This is a genomic window from Bacillus sp. AY18-3 (assembly GCF_008042305.1).
GTDB classification, from domain to species: Bacteria; Bacillota; Bacilli; order Bacillales; family Bacillaceae_G; genus Bacillus_A; species Bacillus_A wiedmannii.
In genome coordinates this window covers 1-21,009 of the sequence record NZ_QKQR01000008.1, presented here as the reverse complement: position 1 = coordinate 21,009, position 21,009 = coordinate 1, and the positions used below count along the sequence as shown (strand labels likewise).

The window sequence follows — 21,009 nt, the reverse complement described above, 5'->3', positions numbered from 1 at the left end:
TGCCACACCTTGGCATAAGGATTTTTTATTACCATTTTAAGATTGAGAATCCATATGGAGGAAGTGTAACTTGTAATACACTTGCTTCCGCTGAAAATTCTTCGTTTGTATAAATGTTAATAATTTTCTTTCCAGTAACATGGAGAGGGAGTGAAGCTGTAACATCACTGTTAGTCGGATTTAAAACGAAAAAGATAGTTTCATCTTCATATGTTTTCGTATAAGAAATGTAATTATGTTCATCATTTGCTTCGATGAATTGGAAAGTACCATGTCCTCCAAATGCTTTATATTGCTTTCGTAATGAAATTAATGTTTGTATATGTGTAAATAATAGATGATCTTGTTCTTTCGTATCCCAAACCATACATTTGCGACAATCTGGGTCCATACCACCGTCCATACCAATTTCGTCTCCATAATAAATACAAGGAGAGCCGATGAAGGAAAGATGGAATACATAAAGTAACTGTAACTTATTTTTATCTCCGTTACATGTTGTCAATATTCTTGGTGTATCATGACTGTCTAATAAATGAAACGCTGCTTCATTTACATTCATAGAGTAGGAATGTAGAGATTCTGTAATTTGTTTCATAAATTCATTTGCTTTAATGGAATCATTAGCAAAGTAAGACAGTAGAGCGTTTGTAACAGGGTAGCTCATTACAGCATCAAATTGATCTCCTTGTAGCCATGGAAGTGCATCGTGCCAAATTTCTCCTAAAATATATACTTCAGGATTTAATGCCTTTATCTCACTGCGGAATTCTCTCCAAAAGCTGTGGTCTACTTCATTTGCTACATCAAGGCGCCAACCGTCTATATTGAATTCTCTTACCCAATAACGCCCTACTTCAAGTAAGTATTCTTTTACATCTGGGTGTGCTGTATTTAATTTAGGCATATACGGTGTAAACGCGAAAGTATCATAATTCGGGAGTGGCTCCGTTACAATTGGAAATTCATGAATATGGAACCACTCTTTATAAGCAGACTTCTCACCGTTTTCTAGTACGTCTTGGAATTTATCGAAAAAGTATCCACTATGATTAAACACGGCATCGAGCATTACTTTTATACCGTGTGTATGACATGCCTGAACGAGTTCTTTGAACGTTTCTTTCGTCCCGAATTGCGGATCGATTTCCATGTAGTCAATTGTGTCATATTTATGGTTTGAATGTGCTTTGAAAATAGGTGTGAAGTATATTCCCGAAATTCCAAGCTTAACAAGATAATCGAGGTTTTGAATAATACCAGCAAAATCTCCGCCGAAAAAATTAGTTGGAGTTGGCTCAGCGCTTCCCCAAGGAAGAGTGTTTTCTGGATTTAGTGCACGATCTCCATTAGCGAACCGTTCTGGGAAAATTTGATACCAAACGGTGTCTTTAATCCAAGAAGGTGCTTGAAACACATCATTTGCATGAATAAATGGCAAACAGAAAAAGTTACCAACGTCATCATTTGGAATACTGGAAAAAAATCCTCGCTCTGCATAAATAAGCGTTTCTGTATCATTTTTTAATTCGAATCCATAACGTAAGCGCTTAAATTTAGGCTCGATGGAAATGGACCAATAATCAAACAATGCAGTAGAACCAGTTTTTTTCATCGGTGTGCTTGATGTAATCCATTTCCCGTCTTTCCATTCATAAGGATCACCGTAAATAAGAGTGGCGCTTTGAACATCTTCTCTTTTAGTACGTATTCGGATATGAATCGTTTTTTCATCATAAGCGTATGCGTAATTATCTTTTGGCCTATGATAAATAGCTTCTTTAAGCATATAGAAAATCCCCCTTTAATATCTCCATGCATATTGTTCCCTTAAGTATAATAATAAAGTATATGTTGCAAACGATTGCTTTTTGCATAGCTTTAATATTGCTTATAAGAGTAGTATTCATTTCATATAAAGTCAATGTATAAGGAGTGTAGTAATAATATTTTAAAATTAATATTTGCAAAATGAATAAAAGAATGTATAATGAGAGACAAATAGCGCAAACGTTTTCATAGATTGAGATATTGTTTGTGCTTCTATTAAACCATTTAATGCAAACGTTTTCAATTAGTAAGGTACATATACAATTTAGGGAGGTTTTTGGGATGAAGAAAGCATTATCATTATTAACGGTTTCAGCATTATTAATTGGTATGTTATCTGCATGTGGACCGAAAGATTCAGGGAAGAAAGAAGAAAGTAAAGCGAAGAAAGATTACGATCTTCTCGTTTGGGAAGATGATAAAAAAGGTGTTGGTTTAGAACCAGCAGTGAAAAGTTTTGAGGAAAAATATAAAGTAAAAGTAAAAGTCGTTGAAATGCAAATGACAGATCAAGTGAAGAAGTTACGCCTTGATGGACCAGCGGGGACGGGACCAGATGTTGTAACATTGCCACATGATCAAATTGGAAACGCAGTAACAGAAGGTTTACTTTCTGAAGTGAAAGCTGATGATGCTGTGAAGAGTAGATTTACTGAATCATCAATAGAAGCACAGACATATAACGGGAAATTATATGGTTTACCAAAAGCAATTGAGACACCAGTCTTTATTTACAATAAAAAATTAATGCCAAAAGCACCAGAAACGATGGACGAGCTGTTTAACTTCTCAAAAGAATTTACGAAGGATGGCAAGTATGGGTTTTTAACACTAGGAGATAACTTCTACTTTGCTAATGCATTCATGGCAGGTATGGGTGGTTATGTGTTTGGTGAAAAAGATGGAAAGCCAAATGCAAGTGATGTTGGATTAAATAATAGTGGGGCAGTACAAGGTGCTGAATATCTTCAAAAATGGTACAAAGAAAAGTTATTCCCGAAAGGTATTATCGGTGAATCGGGTGGACCTGCTGCTGATGGACTATTTAACGAAGGAAAAGCAGCATCTATCATGAATGGTCCATGGGCGTTCCAAGCAATGGAAAAGAACGGAATTGATTATGGCGTTGCTCCAATGCCGAAATTACCAAACGGTCAACCAATGAAAACATTTGTTGGGGTTAAAGGGTGGCATGTAACAAGTTTCTCTAAACAAAATGATTTAGCTACAAAGTTCACTGAATGGGTAACAAATGAAGAGAACGCAAAAATTCGATTTGAGAAAACAAAAGAAATTCCTCCAGTAAAAGCAGTAATGGAAGATTCAATCATTAAAGATAATGAAGCTGCAAAAGCAGTTGCAACACAATCTGAAAATGGAATTCCAATGCCGAACATTCCAGAAATGCAAGAAGTATGGAAACCAGCTGGAGATGCGCTTCAATTAGTTGTTACGGAAAAAGAGGCACCAAAAGCAGCACTTGACAATGCAGTGAAGCAAATTAAAGGTAATATTGAGGCAAATCATAGTAAGAAAAAATAAGGTGAAATTCGTGCCTCTCATATGAGGGGCATGAATTCTCTCCCAGAAAAAAGGGGGAAGGAACATGCAAACATCTATGGAACCAGCAAACGGTTTAAACGGTTCAAAGCATAGGAAAATGGCAACCATGTTATCTATCATTCCAGGCGTGGGCCAAATGTATAATAAGCAATTTGTAAAAGGGCTTATTTTTCTAGTATTAACAGGTTCATTTATTGTAGCCTTTGCTGATTTATTAAATATGGGATTATGGGGAATTGTAACGCTAGGTACAGAAGTTCCACGTGATCATTCTGTCTTTCTATTAGTAGAAGGAATCTTGGCACTCATCGTCATCGTTTTTGGACTCGGAATATATGCATTTAATTTATATGATGCATACCAAAACGGGAAGAAACGTGATATAGGAACACCTTTAAACTCTGTAAAAGAGCAATACCGTAATTTACTAGATCAAGGTTTTCCATATTTAATGGTTTCACCAGGTTTTCTATTACTTATCTTTGTAGTTGTATTTCCAATCATCTTCGTAATTTTAATTGGATTTACGAATTATGATTTATACCACTCTCCTCCAGCTAAATTAGTAGATTGGGTGGGCTTCAAAAACTTTATTGATATCTTTACATTACCGATGTGGAGAGAGACATTTTTAAGCGTATTTTCTTGGACTGTCATTTGGACATTCGTTGCAACGACATTACAAGTTGCGCTTGGTATTTTCTTAGCGATTATCGTAAATCAGCCTGGTATTAAAGGGAAGGCAATTATTCGAACAATCTTCATTTTACCGTGGGCGGTTCCAGCATTCGTATCTATTCTTGTTTTCTCTGGTATGTTTAATGAGACATTTGGAGCAATTAACAATCAAGTATTAGCTTTATTTGGAATCGAAAAGATTGCTTGGATGACAGATCCATTTTGGGCAAAAATTGCTTTAATTATGATTCAAACGTGGCTTGGATTCCCGTTCGTCTTTGCAATGACAACAGGTATACTGCAATCGATTCCAGGGGAATTATATGAAGCTGCTACAGTAGATGGAGCTACAGCTTGGCAACAGTTTCGTAAAATTACATTGCCACTTGTTCTATATGCAACAGCACCAATATTAATTACGCAATATACGTTTAACTTTAATAACTTTAGTATCATCTATCTATTTAACGGCGGAGGTCCTGCTGTAGCTGGACAAGACGCAGGTGGAACAGATATTTTAATTTCATGGATTTATAAGTTAACGATGACTTCGGCGCAGTACGGGAAAGCGGCAGCTCTTACAATGATCTTATCGTTAATCGTTATTACAGTTGCGTTATGGCAATTTAAGAGAACAAAATCATTCCAAGAAGAGGATATGATGTAAATGAATATTAAAAGACAAAAGATGTTACGTCTCTCATTAAGTTATCTCGTTATTTTCGTAATGTGTGCCATCATTTTCTATCCATTATTATGGATTATTGGCTCATCGTTTAATCCGGGTGATAGTTTATCTGGATCAAGTATTATTCCGCAAAATGCAACGTTAGATCATTATCGTAAGTTATTAGATTTAGAGAATAGTAATTATTTACTATGGTATAAAAACACATTAAAAGTAAGTGTTATAACGATGATTTTCTCAGTGTTAGCAATTAGTTTTACTGCTTATGCATTTTCAAGATACCGTTTTGTTGGAAGAAAAAATGGTTTATTAACATTTTTAATTCTGCAAATGATTCCAAACTTTGCGGCGCTAATCGCTCTATACGTATTAGCACAGTTAACAGGGTTAATCGATACGCACCTTGCATTAATTTTAATTTATGTAGGCGGGGCAATTCCAATGAATACATGGCTTATGAAAGGATATTTTGATACGATTCCGAAAGAATTGGATGAGTCAGCTCGTATGGATGGGGCAGGACATTTCCGTATTTTTTGGCAAATCATTATGCCACTTGCAAAGCCAATCGTAGCGGTTGTGGCGTTATTCACTTTCATCGGTCCATTTACAGATTTCATTTTAGCGAGTGTTATTTTGCGCACACCAGAAAATTATACGTTAGCAGTTGGGTTATATGAAATGGTAGCGAAGAAATTTGGTAATGAATTCACAACGTTCGCAGCGGGTTCAGTATTGATTGCAATCCCAATTTCAATTTTATTCCTATCACTACAAAAATACTTTATCTCTGGTTTAACTGCTGGAGGTACGAAAGGATGAAAAATGGGACATTATGTCCCATTTTTCTTTTCATCTCCCTATAAAAAGCTTTATAGGGAGATGAAAAGAGATTTGACATCACATATGAAAAGAAGTGAAATAAATAGTATATTATAGTATAGGAAAAAAGAGCTATATCCCTTACAATACATGGAGAGGGAGAATATGATAGGTATTACAAGATAGAATCAATGAAAGTTTATGATTGCTCCTATTACTTGCAACGGGTGCAAGATTAAAATATATAACAAAATGGCAGAGAAGTGAGAGGAGGGGGATTTTTATGACAGTTACAATTAAAGATGTGGCGAAGAAGGCGAATGTAGCACCATCTACCGTTTCTCGTGTAATTGCTGATAATCCAAGTATAAGTGAAAAAACAAAGCGTCGTGTTCGGAAAGTAATGAGTGAACTAGGGTATCATCCCAATTTAAACGCAAGAAACCTAGCTAACCAAACAACAAAAACACTTGGTCTTGTTATGCCAAGTTCTGCAAGTAAAGCTTTTCAAAATCCGTTTTTCCCAGAAGTTATAAGAGGGATTAGTTCATTTGCACATGTGGAAGGGTATGCGCTTTATATGTCGACAGGTGAGACGGAAGATGAAATTTTTAATGGTGTTGTAAAGATGGTACAGGGGCGCCAAATTGGTGGCATTATTCTTTTATATTCAAGAGAGAATGATCGGATTATTCAATATTTGCATAAACAAAATTTCCCGTTTGTTTTAATTGGGAAACCGTATGATCGAAAAGATGAAATTACATATGTAGATAATGACAATTATACAGCTGCAAGAGAAGTAGCAGAATATTTGATTTCATTAGGTCATAAACAAATCGCGTTCATCGGCGGTGGATCAGATTTACTTGTAACGAGAGATCGTTTGGCTGGTATGAGTGATGCTTTAAAATTAGCGGACATTGTATTACCAAAAGAGTATATTTTACATTTTGATTTTTCGAGGGAAAGTGGTCAACAAGCCGTTGAGGAGTTAATGGGACTACAGCAACCACCGACAGCAATTGTGGCAACGGATGATTTAATTGGACTTGGTGTGTTAAGTGCTCTTTCTAAAAAAGGATTCGTTGTACCAAAGGATGTTTCCATTATAAGCTTTAACAATGCTTTATTATCAGAAATTGCGAGTCCGCCACTTTCGACAGTTGATGTGAATATTTATCAACTAGGATATGAGGCAGCAAAAGCTTTAGTGGATAAAGTAGAGAATGCAGAGTCTACTGCAAAGTGTATTATTATTCCTCATAAATTACTAAAGCGCCAAACTTGCGATCATTATGCAACAAAAAGCTGAGAGTTTAACTCTTAGCTTTTTGTTGTAGAAAGGCCTCTAATCGATCACAGCCTTCTTTTAAAGTTTCAATACTATACGCATAGGACAAGCGAAGATAGCCTTCACCATATTCAGAAAATGCAGTTCCAGGAACGACAGCTAGTCCAGCTTCTTTGACAAGGTCAAGTGCAAAATCAAATGATGAAGATGTTAAATGACCAACATATGGGAATAAGTAAAATGCACCTGTTGGCTTTTCAACTGTTAAGCCCATTTGAATGAGTCGATTATATACATAATCGCGGCGTTTCTTGTATTGATGACGCATCATTTTTGGTGCATCTTTAGCAGCTGTTAATGCTTCAATTGCAGCATATTGAGCGATTGAAGTAGCACACGTTACGTTGTATTGATGAACTTTTAGTATATGTCCTGCTAAATAGCTTGGTGCGAATAATAGACCGATACGCCAGCCAGTCATAGAATGAGATTTTGATAAACCGTTAATGACGATAGTCTTTTCACGCATTTCTGGGAAATGAGCGATAGATGTATGCTTTTGTTCATATACAAGTTCGCTATAAATTTCATCAGAAAGGACGAAAATATTTTTATCTTTTAAAACAGTTACAATATCCTGTAATTCTTCTTTTGATAAAGTTACACCAGTTGGATTAGAAGGATATGGCAGTACGACGCATCTTGTTTTTTCTGTAATAGCATTTTCTAGCGCTTCGGCTGTTAAACGGAAGCCAGTTTCACGAACATCGATAAAAATAGGTGTAGCACCGCATAATCGAATAATTGGTTCGTATCCTGGATAAATAGGGACAGGTAAAATAACTTCTGTTCCTGGCTCTAAAATCGTTCGGAATGCAATATCAATTGCTTCACTAGCACCGATTGTAACGATGGTTTCGTTTTCAGGTGAATACTGTAAATCGTAGTTATCTTTTACAAAGTTACAAGCTGCCTTGCGTAATTCTAGTAAACCAGCGTTATGTGTATAGCTTGTATAATTTTCTGTAATAGCCCGTTTTGCCGCTTCTTTTACGAGAGAAGGCGTAGGGAAATCGGGTTGTCCAATTGTTAAAGAGATAAGATTATCATAGTTTTGAATCATGTTAGAGAATTGACGGATTCCAGAAATTTGGATGTCCTTCACTCTAGGATTAATGAATTGTTCCATTGTATCTCCCTTTCTTCCGTTTGAAAATTAATTTCATTTTAACATATTTTCTATGATTTCGCTTGCGTATATGTTATGTAGAAAGAGAGGGATAATAGAAAAAAAGCCGCTGTAAGCGACTTTTTAATATCCGTACTCCCAATCTATTTCATCTTCATTCCAAAGTACAGAGGATACTTTGCCAAGGTGAACAACTGATTCATTCACAGCACATGTGCAATTTTCTTCTCCGGTTTTATGCTGTAACTCTTCATATACTGATTTTTCAACATTTTCTAGAACGACCAAATTTTCTTCTTTTAAAACAAGCGTAGTACCCGCCATATTTATCTTCCTCCTACTAAAATAATGATCACTTATTTGTAAACATAGATAGTATGGATTATATGCTGTATTTTGCTATAGTTGTCCGTCTCATGAAGTATTTTTTATTTTCTTTGTAATCCGTATTCATTGTATACTGTCAGGCAGAAATTTGGTACAGGGTTTACATTCATTTCGAAAATCTGTAACAATTATTATGTGCTGTTAACAAAGAATTAACAAATATGTTAAGAAAAATCAAAATTTTAAAACAAATAAACCCGTAAAATGATATAATCATATCAAAATACATATAGGGGATGAGAGGCTATGGAGCTGATCCGTGATTTAATGATCCAAATTGCCATCATTATTTTGCCACTATTTTTATATGAAGCGATTCGTTTAAATCGTTATCAAGAAATGCCTCCGAAGCCGAACCGCTACTTTATTATGTTTTTATCCAGCATTACACTCATTCTCTCCATGACATACTCTATTTGTTTTGGTGACATTTGTGGGTATAATTTTCACCCAATCCCGATTGTTAGTGGTTTTTTATATGGTGGGATTGTTGGTTTAATCCCGGCCGTTATTTTTGTTGCATATGAATGGGCGCTAAAGGGAATGAGCCTTCTTCCGGTCATAGAAGTAATATTTCTATTGATAGTTCCATTATTTTTATCAAAGAAATGGTCTCTATTTTCAAGGGATAAGAAGCTAATTTTAGCATTTATGATTTCATCATTGTACGTACTTGTTTCTTTAGTGATTGGTATGATTAACGTTCTGTTAGAAACGGGGTTTACACCACACATTTCACACTTATATAGCGGATATATATTTGCTTCGCTTATTATGGTTATGACTATGGTATTTCAAGTGTACTTAACAGAATATTTAAACGAAAATGCAATATTACGTACAGAGATGCAAAAGTCAGAAAAGCTTAATATTGTAAGTGAGTTGGCAGCAAGTGTTGCACATGAGGTTCGAAATCCGCTCACTGTTGTTCGTGGTTTTATTCAATTGTTAGAAAGTACGGAAGATGTGAAGAATAAGGATTATATGCGTCTCGTATTAGCCGAATTGGATCGGGCAGAACAAATTATTTCAGATTATTTGAATTTAGCAAGGCCGCAAATTGAGAAAAAAGAACACATTTGCTTATCCGCTCAATTAATTGAAATGACAACTCTTATGTCATCATTTGCAGCGATGCAAGGTGTATATTTGCAAGTTGAGATTTCTGAAAGTCTTTATACGATCGGTGATAAGACGAAATTGAAGCAAGCTATTATGAATGTTGTTAAAAATGGTATTGAAGCAATCCAAGGAAATAAAGGATATTTAAAAGTAACGGCTATGCAAAAAGATGAAACGATAGTAATAAGAGTTAAAGATAGTGGTGTTGGAATGACGAAAGAACAGTTAGTAAGACTGGGACAACCGTATTATTCTTTAAAAGAAAAAGGGACAGGATTAGGACTTATGGTAACATTTAGTATTTTACAAGCGCATAATGGTACGCTGGAATATAAAAGCGAAAGTGGGAAAGGAACTGAAGCGATTATTATATTGCCAGCTGTAAGAAATAAGGAATAAAAGTTACCGATGGCAGGTAACTTTTTATTTTATATAGGAAAAAAATATTATTTTATTCAGATGTTTTTTCTTGTTTTGATCGGCTAAATAAACTTCTAAATGATTGAAAAAAACTTTGTTCTTTCGAAGCTGCGACTAATCTTTTTGTTTCTTGAATTTCGCGAATCACTTGCATAAGTTGTGCATCCCGGTTGCTGTCTTTATTATAAATTTGATTTACGAGTTTATTCATTTTTTCCTCTTGCTTGGATTCTCGTTTATACATATGATTCATTAATAAGTCCATCTTTTCTTTTTGCAGGGCATCTGTTTGAGCGGCATGATCTACTAACTCTTGTAGCATTTTTTCTTGAGAGCCTTCTTTTACATAAACTTGTTGCATCAATTCATCTAGCTTTTCATCTTTTAAACGATTTTGGGTAATAAGGGTAGAATTTTGATGAATAATTGCTTCATTTAATTGAGCGAGCATTTCAAGTTTTAACATGAACTCCTCAAAGTTACGCCCATCTTCTTTTTCTTTCGTTTGTATTTCTTGCTTATCTTGTATAGCGGGTACAGGCGGGGCCTCTTTTTCTTTTAAAATAATAGGTATCGTTTCTGAAATATCTTCTTGCAGTTTAGCAGCTCTTTCATGTATAGATTTCAATAGTTTTAAATCATCCAGTTTATAAATACGAGCATCAGCTGTTTTTGAAATGATATAACCATGTTCCTCTAACAGTTGGCTATATTTACGGACTATATGTTTTGGGATGCCTGTTTTATTCGTGACATCTTTCGTTTTATAGATAGCTTCCATGTTATTTCCTCCCCAAAAAGTATCGTATATATCATTTCAATCTTTTATGAGGACTTCCTTTAAAAAAGAATGTCGGAAGGTTATTAGTTTTCTACAGCATTAGTGAAAAGATGAAGAAAAATGAGAGTTTTTGGCGGAATGGCGAAGAAGAGCTAAAATAATGTCTGAAAACATATACAGGAGAAGTTTGTTATAATAACTGAGGAAAAGAAACTGGTAGAAGCATGGAGGTATACATGAAGCAATTAAAAGGTATTATCATTTCAATTATTGCAATTCTTTCTATTTTAGTAGCGGTTTATGAAGTACTTGTTCCAGAGGAAACAAGTATCAAAAAAACGAATGCATATGATCAAGTTCTAGAATTTCCGAAAGAGCGATATCCAGAGACAGGGAAACATATTACGGATGCTATAAAAGAAGGACATTCAGAAGTTTGTACAATCGACCGTGGTGGTGCTGCGGATAGAAGAAAATTATCGTTAGCTCCATACCCATCAAAAAAAGGGTATGATCGTGATGAATGGCCAATGGCGATGTGTAAAGAAGGCGGAAAAGGAGCACATATTGAATATATAAGTCCAGCAGATAACCGCGGAGCAGGGTCTTGGGTAGGAAATAAGTTAGATAAATACCCAGATGGTACGCGTGTGAAATTTGACGTAAAGTAGTAGTTGCATATTTCATAATGAAGGAGAAGGGGAACGATGGAGTTAACAATTTCTTATTCGCAATTAATGTTGATGAACTATGACGGTGATCAGCCTTACGTAGACTGGACGGATGAAGATTTTGAAAGAGGTTATGCGAAGGCGGATGGAACTGTTATTTTTGAAGCACTCTCTGATTATACTTGTGAAGTAAAAGTGACCCCTGGGAAACATATTGAGAAAGAAGAGGTGATTAGAACGGTTACAGTTCCTTTTACAGTTAAAAATGAATGTATCGTTGTAACAAGTATTCTTTCGAATAAATTCCAAATCCCTATTCCGAATGGTGAGTATACGGTTGTATTACAGGCAACTCCTCTTGAAGAACCAACAGATGATGAATTATATAAAATACAATACGAATTCTTTTTTGAAAGTAAAGAATAAAAAATGGGTTATCCTTTTTGAGGATAACCCATTTTTGTTATGCGTTTGTTTTTAGCAGGGAACGAGCATCTTTTGCTGCTTGCACCATGTGTTCTAAAGCCGGGATAACTTCTTCCGTTCTTCTCGTTTTTAAACCACAATCAGGATTAATCCAGAAATATTTAGGATCACATACTTCTAAAGATTGTTCTACGATTTTATACATTTCATCTTTACTCGGTACACGTGGGCTATGAATATCATATACACCTAGACCGATGCCTTTTTCGTATGTTGTATGTTTTAATGTGTCAATAAATTCACCGTGACTTCTTGATGTTTCGATAGAAATCACATCTGCATCTAATGCGCGAATCGCATCAACAATATCTTCGAAGTTACTGTAACACATATGCGTATGAATTTGTGTTTCATTTGCTACAGAAGAAGTTGCTAAAAGGAAGGATTGTACTGCCCATGTAATATAAGCATCCCAATCTTTTTCTTTTAGTGGCATTCCTTCACGAAGTGCTGGCTCATCGACTTGGATTACTCGAATTCCGGAAGATTCAAGTAGTTCAATTTCGTGACGAAGAGCTAATGCAATTTGATACGAAACTTCTTTTCTTGGAATGTCATTTCGAACGAAGGACCAATTTAAAATCGTAACAGGTCCAGTTAACATTCCTTTTACAACTTTCTCTGTTAAGCTTTGTGCATAAACTGTTTCCTTAATAGTCATTCCGTTAATAAAGGCAACATCGCCATAAATAACAGGTGGTTTTACGCAGCGAGAACCGTATGATTGTACCCAACCGTTTTTAGTGAATGAGAAACCAGCAAGGCGCTCACCAAAATATTCGACCATGTCAGTTCTTTCGAATTCACCATGTACAAGAACATCAAGACCAATTTCTTCTTGGTAACGAATCCATTTTTCTGTCTCTTTTTCAATAAATTGTTCATATTGTTCATTTGAAATAACACCGTTACGCCATTCTTTTCGAGTTTGACGAACTTCAGTTGTTTGCGGGAAGCTACCAATAGTCGTTGTTGGTAATAACGGTAACTCCAGGGCAACTTGTTGTAATTCGTATCGTTTTTCAAATGGAAGAGGACGTGAAAAATCTTCTTCTTTTAGTGCTGTTCGTGCTGCTTTAACATCTTCTCGGTTACGTGCAGCAGATGAACGAATTGTATGATGTACATTTCGGTATGTTTCCAGCTCATTACTAATGCTTTCTGTACCTTGAGTAAGAGCGGAATGAATAAGAACTAACTCTTCTAATTTTTGATTTGCAAATGCTAACGCATCGAATAGCTCAGTGGATAAGTGAGTTTCTTCTGTTTTATCAATTGGCGTATGCAATAAGCTACAAGAAGGCTGAACGATGAAATCTTTCGTTTGGACTTGTTTTTGTAACGTTGTAAATAACGTCAGAACTTCATCAAGGTCAGCTCTCCAAATGTTACGGCCATCTATACAACCGACAGCTAAAGTTTTATCAGCTGGGAATCCATATTTTGAAATAGCATTTAGATTACCTTCTTTACCATGAACGAAATCTAATCCAATACCGGATACAGGGAATGTAATAATTTCTTCATAGTTTTCTTCTACACTATCAAAATATGTTTGTAAAAGAAGATTCGCATTTGGAACTTCTTTACGAATAGCTTCATAAATTTCTTTTGCTTGTTGAACTTCTTCTTTCGTTAAAGAAGCAAAAATCGGTTCATCAACTTGAATGACTTGTGCACCAGCTGCATGTAGTTCTGAAATCAGTTGTACGTAAGGTGCAACTAACTGTTTTAAAATCGTAGCAAATTGCTCTTGTGTGTAGCCTTTAGCTAATTTTAAGAAAGTATATGGTCCTAAAATAACAGGTTTTCCATCTACTCCTAATTCTTGTTTTGCCTCTTCGTATAAGCGAAGTGGACGATTATCTTTTAAAGAGATTTGTAATCCCTCTTCATATTCAGGAACGATATAATGATAGTTTGTGTTAAACCATTTTGTCATTTCAGAAGCTACGTGATCTTTAGAGCCACGCGCCATTGCGAAATATACATCAAGGTAAGATGTAAACTCAGAAAAACGTGATGGGATAAATCCTAGCATATAAGCAGTATCCAAAACGTGATCATAATATGTAAAGTCGCCAATTGGAATGAGTTCAATCCCTTTTTCTTGCTGTACTTTTACGTGTTGAAGGCGAATTGTTTTCATCTTTGTTAAAAATTGTTCTTCATCGATTTTATTGGACCAAAAAGCTTCCAATGTCTTTTTCCACTCTCGTTGTAGTCCGATACGTGGATAACCTAAGTTACTTGTTTGAATTGCCATTTTAAATTCCTCCCTAATTGAAAGTAAGCATTTCCGTTTACTAGGAAATACCTATAACAAAAAGCATAAAGGCATAGAAAATAAGCCTTCCTTTTTGTTTTAACACCTCATCATCATCCGTGAATCTATCAGTGTTGTTAAAACAGGCAGGTCTCCTGACTTATGCTTCATATAACCTCTTTTACCTTCCCGTTTTCACAGTGGCATAGAAAAGAAATCTCAGCATTTACAGTGGCGGGACCGTGTTGGAGTTTCACCAAGCTTCCCTTTTAAACACGAAACAAAATTTTCGTGTACCTATTTTCCTTTTGAAAGGAAGTTAACAAGCGATATGATATTGAAACAAATTCTAACACAATTTTTGGAATTTTGTCTACTGTTTTAAAATAAGAAAATTCTAAAGTTTTTTATTTTTATTATTCTGATTATTCTGGTTTTTATAAGGCGAAGAAAAGTAAGAGGAATTGAAAGTAAGTACGATTAAACATACAAAGAAGTATGTACTTGTACAGAGCTAAGATGCTAGTTATGTTATTTGAAAATTAATCCATGTTCTGGAATGAGGAAGGGGATTGAATGGTTCATTTTGAAATAGTAAGTTATCACAAGAAAGAAAAAGGTTTCTGTATAAAGATACATATACTAAGTTTATAGAAATGGGGAATTTCAATTGGAACAAAGTACACAAAATATTTATTCACCACCAAAACATATAGTTTCAGCAGCGACAATTGTAATTAATGAACAAAAAGAAATCTTATTAATTAAGGGACCTAGAAGAGGATGGGAAATGCCAGGTGGACAAGTTGAAGAAGGAGAGTCTTTGAAGGATGCTGCAATAAGGGAGACTAAAGAGGAGACAGGTGTTGATATTGAAGTTTTAAAATTTTGTGGGGTATTCCAAAATGTGAACCATTCAATATGTAATACGTTGTTTTTAGCTAGACCAGTTGGAGGTAAATTAACGACTACACCAGAAAGTTTGGAAGTAGGGTTCTATCCTATTGAGCAGGCGTTAGAGATGGTGAATTTTATGAATTTCAGACAAAGAATTGAATACAGTTTGGATGAAAATCAACAACCTTTTTATATAGAATTTTAAGAAATAATCTTCTATTATGGGATGCCGGTGATAAATAAATCTTTGTTATATTTTTGAGTGCAGTGAAATAAGTATCTTATAGCGAAAATAAAACAAGCATCCCCCGTCCTAAATTAGAACGGGGGATGCTTGTTTTAGGGTGTAAAAAGAAATAACTTTATTGTCTTTTTATAGTTTCTTCTTTATAAGTTTAATTTGTATCTATATCAATTTCCGACAGTCGCCCTGCAACTGCATCTGTAAGGAGGGTGTTTAACCATTGCAATTCAACTGTAATATGTTCAATAACGCTTTGTAAAATATATAGTTGTGCACGTGGAATTTGTCCTTTACTACAATCATATATAGTTTGCATTTTATGTAAATATTGAACGGTATCATTTTTCTTTTTTTCTAAAATAGGAATTAACTCTTGATCATCACCAAAATGAGCGAAAGAGAGTGCTGAATAAATTGGTTTATATATTTGATTTTTTGCCTCGAATTGTTTTAATAGTAACGTGTGAAATAACCGTTTACCTTCTTCTGTTATATGAAAGATTGTTTTATCGGGTCTATTCGTATCTCGAACAATCGTGGTAATACGAATTGCACCCTGCTTTTCTAATTGCTCGAAGGCGTAGTAAAGTGATCCTTTTGCATATTTAATATAACAATCCATTTGTCGTTCTTTCATGATGTGCTGCACTTCATATGGATGTTTATCCCCTTCGAGTAGCAAGCCGAGAATGACTAGTTTCATGCTCATGCTGTCTCAACTCCTATAAATAAAAACTTTATACATAGTATAAACGGCATATCCGTTTTCATAAAGGGATATGCCGTTTCTTTTCTCTATATTAACTTACTTGCTTTTGTTTTTGTTTCGTTTTTGGACCTGTAAAGAGGCGTTCATTTCCCATAAGTAAAATACAAATAACACTTAGTACAGCCGGGATCAGTGCCCAGAAGAATGTACTGGCAATAGAGGTAGCGAGAGCATCTTTAATACCAGTTAATATTTCAGCTGGAATCTTCTCGGTAGCACCTTGTGATAATAAGAAACTTGTGTCTCCGCCTTTTGGAGCTAATTTAGCTAGTTCTGGAGGGAACACAGTGTTTAATTTAGTAGTAAAAATATGGTTTTGAATTGTACCAAAAATCGTTACACCAAGAGTCATACCGAGTGAACGGAAGAATGAGTTTGTTGATGTAGCAGAACCACGGTCTCGCATTTCTAACTTGTGGATAGAAGACATACTTAAAACTGAGAACGAGAAACCAACTCCAAGTCCAGTGAGAACCATAAATAGCGTTACAAGTAGACGAGGTGTATCCATTGTTAAAGTGCTTAGTAAATAAATACCAATTACGAAGAAAATGCCAGATACCATCATGATGTTACGATAGCTTGTTCGAGAAGCTAACTGTCCACCTGTTTGACTTCCAATTACAGAGCCAACCATCATAGGTGTTAAAATTAATCCAGCATTGGAGGCTGAACCACCGAGAACACCTTGAACGAAGATTGGGATATAAACTGTACAGATAATAAAAGCGGCACCATAGAAAAAGGCAACGCCTTGGCTAGCTGCGAATAAAGGTTTTTTAAATAGATGGAAAGAAATGATAGGCTCAGTTGCTTTTCGTTCTACGAAGAAGAAAATAATAAGCATAATAACAACTGTTGTAAATAAACCGATAATTACAGTGGAATTCCATGCGTATTCTTTACCACCAAGTTCTAAGGCGAACATTAAGCAAACGATACTAATAACAAGTGTAATAGCGCCAGCCCAATCAATTTTTTGTTTTCTAAATTCTAGAGATTCACTGTAGTATTTAGTAATGAAGAAGAAGGAGATAATTCCTAATGGAATATTAATATAGAAGACCCAATGCCAACTTATATAGTCTGTAATATAAGCACCTAATAAAGGGCCAAATACACTAGATGTCCCGAAAACCGCACCAAATAGCCCTGTCATTTTTCCTCGCTTTTCTGGTGGGAATATATCGTACATAATCGTGAAGGCGATAGGCATAAGAGCACCGCCACCGATCCCTTGAATTGCTCTATAAATACTTAGTTGCTCAATACTAGATGCTGTCCCGCAAAGTGCAGAACCGAATAAGAAAAGAATGAGACCACCAATATAAAAGCGTTTCCGTCCGTACATATCAGAAAGTTTTCCGAAGATAGGCATCCCTGCCATTGTTGCTACCATATATGCAGACGTGACCCAAACAAACTTGTCAAATCCTCCTAGGTCTCCAACAATCGTTGCCATTGCTGTTGCAACGATTGTATTATCCATTGCCGCCATTAAAATACCAAGTAATAAACCTGCAACAACAAATTTTGTATTGTTGGAGTCTTTTTTTGATAATTGAGATTCCAAATATAACCCTCCTTTAATAATAAGTAAACTATATGAAGTTTTGAGTGCAGCGCATAAAAATTTGAAATATAGTTTTTTAAATTAATTTACATAAGTGCACTGACAAAGCCATAAAGAATATTATAGTCAAATTTGACTAAAAGGCAAACTTTTTCTTCCGCCAAAATATTCTGTTGTATGGACAGAGAAAGAGTGAGCAATACTTAGTATTGGTGTAAAGTCAATGAAGGAAATTGTAAAAAAATATTTCAGTAAGAATACCTTCTGTTAACAGAGGAAAAATGGTTTTTTCTTTATATTGTCGAATAGGATAAAAGAAAGAGTAATAACTATATATCGTTTGTAACAAGCTTTATTAATATTGTGTGGAGAGGCAGAATAAGGTCGTATGGATATGATGCATCTGAAATGGGGTGAATATTATTATGAAAATATGGAAACGAATTTCAGATCAAGGTAGGCGTTCAATGCCGCTACAACCGGTGTTATGGATTGATGGCTCAAAAAAAGAAAATGAATGTCCTAATGTAGCAGTTACATTGCAAATCCGTAGTATGTATAAAGAAAAATTTTCATATGAAATGACCTATGATGTAAATGACATACTTATTATTCGAATTGAAGTTGAAAATAAAGGAATGGAAATGATTTCACGAGTTGTAGTAAGTCATATGATTCGAGATTATTTTGCCTATATTCCAAACTCATTAAAGGCTGATAAGGGGATGAGTGAGTTCCTGTTCCAGCTTGTAAGGTGGCGGATTGATAATTTATTACCGAATGAGAAGGTAGAACTAATTTGTAAAATAAAAGCAAATAAAGATAAAGCACTTAAAAACGCATTATTTCAGGCTACATATACATTTCAATATAAAGGAGTATCATATGGTCCACTGCAAACAAATGAAGTTGTTGTGCGGCAATGATAAAAAGGAACCTGTAAGAAAGGTTCCTTTTTTAATGAAGATTGTGTTTTTTGAGTACTTTTTTTTGCTCGATTCCTTTTTTTCCTACATAATTATTTTTATAACCAAAATATAAAATGAAAAGAAAGGAAGCAACATTTACAATAGCATCAATTTGATCGTTTGTAATAAAGTTCACTCCGAAAGAATTAAACAGTAATTTTAATGATAATAGAAAACCTGCTAGTAAACGTATAATATCTGATAGATTCTCTTTTTGTAGCATATAAGTCACCTCTTTCTAAAACGATATATAGTATATATATGAAATAGAATAGAAATGGTAGACAAGCTTAAGCGGAAATGTACACTCAATATGTACATTTTTTATTTTGTAGAAAAACATAATTGTTATAGAAACATATATTGGTATAGAAAGGAGGAGAAGTATGAAACATAAAGGGAAAATTAGTGGGTTATTACTTGGGAATACAGTGGCAGTTACAGAATGGATTGCGCTTCAGGATGTAATTACAAAACTGGATTCGCGATCATTTTATACCGTCTTTATTATTTATATATTGCAAATGATACTCAGCTATTATTTTGGACATTGGTATGATAAAAGAGCGAGTGGGCGTATGGATACGGAAGTAGGGGGAATGGCAAGTAATGATTTTGTAGTTGATTTCTTTGAGAAAGTAGCTGCTTTATCAGAACGGGATTCTCATAATATTACAGTGTACATTCTTTCTGTGAAAGAATGGAAAGAACTAAAAGAAACAGTGCAAGAAAAAAAATTGGAGGTGTTAGTACAAAAATTGGAGAGTACGATTGTAAAGACAATTCGTAAAGGAGATGTCGTTACTAGGTGGGATGAAAATAAGTATGTTATTGTGGCGATTGATAACGGACATGAAAAGTCGACAATAACAAATCGATTAATGAAAAATATTGAAAGTGAAATAGAAAATGGTTTGTTAAGTATGACGCTATTATTTGGAGCTGCTAGTTATCCAATAGGAGGAAAAACTTTTGAAGAATTGTTAAGAAAGGCACAAAATCAATTGTACCAGCATAGGGATTTGTAAGAAAATGAGTGAAACTTTGATTTAAAGAAATATGATATGAAGAAGTTTTTAATGTAACATTTTTTTGACTTTTATTACAAAAAGAACTTTTATTGTAATAAAAGTCTTTAAAAATATATGGAATAAGCATATAATTATGATGGATGTGTCAATGCATTTTGCACAATGTGTTTCATTTTAAAAGTGTAGAGGGAAGCATGCTCTACACTTTTCCTTTTTAGGGAATGACAAGAATAATTGTAAGTTGTTGCAAGTTAGCATTTAAACTGTGTAAAATGAACAAAGAAATTATTTGATGGAAAGCGGAAAGGGAATGATAGAATGATAGACGTGAGAGAACAACGAACATCCTTTATCAGGTGAATTATTACTGTTGTTCTTCAAATTATTATGGCTGTGATGAATTCCGTTGTACTTTTATGTAATACATAGTATGAACAAGTTTTAAAAAGTACCAAGTAAAAGTATATGTAAAGATGGATACGAAACTGCTATTGAGTTCAAAGACGTAAAATGTAATTTCAAGTAATACAATTTGACAAGTATAATAAATAATATCAATGATTTTCGTAAAAAAGGTGCGAGTGTGGAGTTTATAGAAGGGTATATAATTTTCATAGCTTTTTACACGATGATCGTATATAAGTAGGAGGAAAAAGATGTTGAAGTATAGTAAATTAGCAATTGTAACTGCATTATCAATGACTTTATTAGCCGGTTGTTTCGGGCCGAAACCAGAAGAGGAATTATATGTTGCGTTTGAAAATGCTGCAAAGCAAGAAAAAACAATGTTTGAAGATGCAAAGAAACTTGAAACTTTAGAGAAAGAAGGACAAGAATTATATAACCAGATTGTTCAAGAAGGAAAAGATAATAATCAAACTGTTAAGGAAAAACTGAACCAAGCAGTGAAAAATACAGATGAACGAGAAAAAGTGCTAAAAAAAGAAAAAGAATCTTTAAATAAGGCACAAGAAGAAGTGAAATCAGTAGATAAATATGTGAAGAAAATTGAAGATAAGAAATTGAAAGATCAAGCAGGTAAAGTGAAAAGCACATATGAGAAACGACAAGATTCATTTAACAAGATGTATGATAGCTATAATAAATCGTTAAAACAAGAAAAAGAATTATATACAATGTTACAAGATAAAGGTACAAAATTAAAAGATATTAGTGAAAAGGTAAAAGTAGTAAATCAATCTTATAAGGATATTGAATCAGAAAAAGACAAGTTTAATGAATTTACGAAATCTTATAATACAGAAAAAATAGCTTTTTATAAACAAGCAAATATTAAAATTAAAGAAGAGAAAAAATAAAACAGTTTGGC

At 34.4% G+C, this 21,009-nt stretch carries 19 protein-coding genes and 1 riboswitch; of the genes, 11 read left to right on the top strand and 8 right to left on the bottom strand.

Annotation, left to right across the window (positions count from 1 at the left end; translation table 11 throughout):
* Positions 1-28: 28 nt before the first annotated feature.
* Positions 29-1,789 carry an alpha-glycosidase gene (locus DM800_RS07535; protein ID WP_088064328.1) on the bottom strand — a complete coding sequence of 587 codons (1,761 nt, stop codon included), beginning with the start codon at positions 1,787-1,789 and terminating at the stop codon, positions 29-31.
* A 323-nt stretch (positions 1,790-2,112) separates the two neighbouring features.
* Here DM800_RS07535 and DM800_RS07530 point away from each other — a divergent pair, with 323 nt between their 5' ends.
* The 4 genes from DM800_RS07530 (at position 2,113) to malR (ending at position 6,896) form a co-directional block, all read left to right on the top strand.
* Positions 2,113-3,372 (top strand): extracellular solute-binding protein, encoded by a 1,260-nt coding sequence (locus tag DM800_RS07530; RefSeq protein WP_147786663.1) that lies wholly within the window; start codon positions 2,113-2,115, stop codon positions 3,370-3,372.
* Positions 3,373-3,436: 64 nt separating this feature from the next.
* Positions 3,437-4,738 (top strand): maltosaccharide ABC transporter permease MalC, encoded by a 1,302-nt coding sequence (malC, locus tag DM800_RS07525; protein WP_001194989.1) that lies wholly within the window; start codon positions 3,437-3,439, stop codon positions 4,736-4,738.
* Positions 4,739-5,581 (top strand): maltosaccharide ABC transporter permease MalD, encoded by an 843-nt coding sequence (gene malD, locus DM800_RS07520; protein ID WP_001022607.1) that lies wholly within the window; start codon positions 4,739-4,741, stop codon positions 5,579-5,581. It begins immediately after the preceding gene.
* A gap of 283 nt (positions 5,582-5,864) precedes the next feature.
* Positions 5,865-6,896, top strand: coding sequence for a maltose operon transcriptional repressor MalR (gene malR, locus DM800_RS07515; RefSeq protein WP_048546170.1), 1,032 nt, complete (start codon positions 5,865-5,867; stop codon positions 6,894-6,896).
* Between the two features lie 4 nt (positions 6,897-6,900).
* Here the strand turns inward: malR and DM800_RS07510 are convergent, their stop codons facing one another.
* Together DM800_RS07510 and DM800_RS07505 are read right to left on the bottom strand one after the other, a co-directional pair.
* Positions 6,901-8,064, bottom strand: a complete 1,164-nt coding sequence (locus tag DM800_RS07510; RefSeq protein ID WP_147786662.1) for an aminotransferase A — start codon at positions 8,062-8,064, stop codon at positions 6,901-6,903.
* A gap of 123 nt (positions 8,065-8,187) precedes the next feature.
* Positions 8,188-8,388 carry a hypothetical protein gene (locus DM800_RS07505; RefSeq protein WP_000929285.1) on the bottom strand — a complete coding sequence of 67 codons (201 nt, stop codon included), beginning with the start codon at positions 8,386-8,388 and terminating at the stop codon, positions 8,188-8,190.
* A gap of 309 nt (positions 8,389-8,697) precedes the next feature.
* Between DM800_RS07505 and kinB the strand changes: the two genes are divergently transcribed.
* Complete coding sequence (gene kinB / locus DM800_RS07500; RefSeq protein ID WP_000420378.1) at positions 8,698-9,972, top strand: sporulation sensor histidine kinase KinB; 1,275 nt, start codon at positions 8,698-8,700, stop codon at positions 9,970-9,972.
* A gap of 52 nt (positions 9,973-10,024) precedes the next feature.
* Here the strand turns inward: kinB and DM800_RS07495 are convergent, their stop codons facing one another.
* A complete protein-coding gene (locus tag DM800_RS07495; RefSeq protein ID WP_000387495.1) occupies positions 10,025-10,774 on the bottom strand; it encodes a DUF3967 domain-containing protein in 750 nt (249 codons plus the stop codon).
* A gap of 236 nt (positions 10,775-11,010) precedes the next feature.
* Between DM800_RS07495 and nucA the strand changes: the two genes are divergently transcribed.
* Positions 11,011-11,445, top strand: coding sequence for a DNA-entry nuclease (gene nucA, locus DM800_RS07490; protein WP_147786661.1), 435 nt, complete (start codon positions 11,011-11,013; stop codon positions 11,443-11,445).
* Between the two features lie 36 nt (positions 11,446-11,481).
* Complete coding sequence (gene comJ / locus DM800_RS07485; RefSeq protein WP_000424016.1) at positions 11,482-11,871, top strand: competence protein ComJ; 390 nt, start codon at positions 11,482-11,484, stop codon at positions 11,869-11,871.
* A 37-nt stretch (positions 11,872-11,908) separates the two neighbouring features.
* Here the strand turns inward: comJ and metE are convergent, their stop codons facing one another.
* On the bottom strand, positions 11,909-14,197 hold the full coding sequence (gene metE, locus DM800_RS07480; RefSeq protein ID WP_088064326.1) for a 5-methyltetrahydropteroyltriglutamate--homocysteine S-methyltransferase: 2,289 nt from the start codon (positions 14,195-14,197) through the stop codon (positions 11,909-11,911).
* Between the two features lie 128 nt (positions 14,198-14,325).
* A riboswitch (cobalamin riboswitch) is annotated at positions 14,326-14,513 on the bottom strand.
* A 354-nt stretch (positions 14,514-14,867) separates the two neighbouring features.
* On the opposite strand from metE, the gene DM800_RS07475 reads away from it, so the two are divergent.
* A complete protein-coding gene (locus DM800_RS07475; protein WP_046957439.1) occupies positions 14,868-15,299 on the top strand; it encodes an NUDIX hydrolase in 432 nt (143 codons plus the stop codon).
* Positions 15,300-15,489: 190 nt separating this feature from the next.
* Here the strand turns inward: DM800_RS07475 and DM800_RS07470 are convergent, their stop codons facing one another.
* Both DM800_RS07470 and DM800_RS07465 read right to left on the bottom strand, forming a co-directional pair.
* On the bottom strand, positions 15,490-16,047 hold the full coding sequence (locus DM800_RS07470; protein ID WP_060488391.1) for a PadR family transcriptional regulator: 558 nt from the start codon (positions 16,045-16,047) through the stop codon (positions 15,490-15,492).
* A gap of 91 nt (positions 16,048-16,138) precedes the next feature.
* Complete coding sequence (locus tag DM800_RS07465; protein ID WP_088064325.1) at positions 16,139-17,680, bottom strand: MDR family MFS transporter; 1,542 nt, start codon at positions 17,678-17,680, stop codon at positions 16,139-16,141.
* A gap of 425 nt (positions 17,681-18,105) precedes the next feature.
* Here DM800_RS07465 and DM800_RS07460 point away from each other — a divergent pair, with 425 nt between their 5' ends.
* Positions 18,106-18,606, top strand: a complete 501-nt coding sequence (locus DM800_RS07460) for a hypothetical protein (RefSeq protein WP_147786660.1) — start codon at positions 18,106-18,108, stop codon at positions 18,604-18,606.
* 31 nt (positions 18,607-18,637) lie between these two features.
* Here DM800_RS07460 and DM800_RS07455 read toward each other — a convergent pair whose 3' ends face one another.
* Entirely contained in the window at positions 18,638-18,871 is a 234-nt protein-coding gene (locus tag DM800_RS07455; protein ID WP_000939452.1) for an SPP1 phage holin family protein, read from the bottom strand.
* 163 nt (positions 18,872-19,034) lie between these two features.
* On the opposite strand from DM800_RS07455, the gene DM800_RS07450 reads away from it, so the two are divergent.
* Complete coding sequence (locus tag DM800_RS07450) at positions 19,035-19,676, top strand: diguanylate cyclase domain-containing protein (protein ID WP_087985096.1); 642 nt, start codon at positions 19,035-19,037, stop codon at positions 19,674-19,676.
* Between the two features lie 659 nt (positions 19,677-20,335).
* A complete protein-coding gene (locus DM800_RS07445; protein WP_088608085.1) occupies positions 20,336-20,998 on the top strand; it encodes a YkyA family protein in 663 nt (220 codons plus the stop codon).
* The last annotated feature ends 11 nt before the right edge of the window (positions 20,999-21,009 follow it).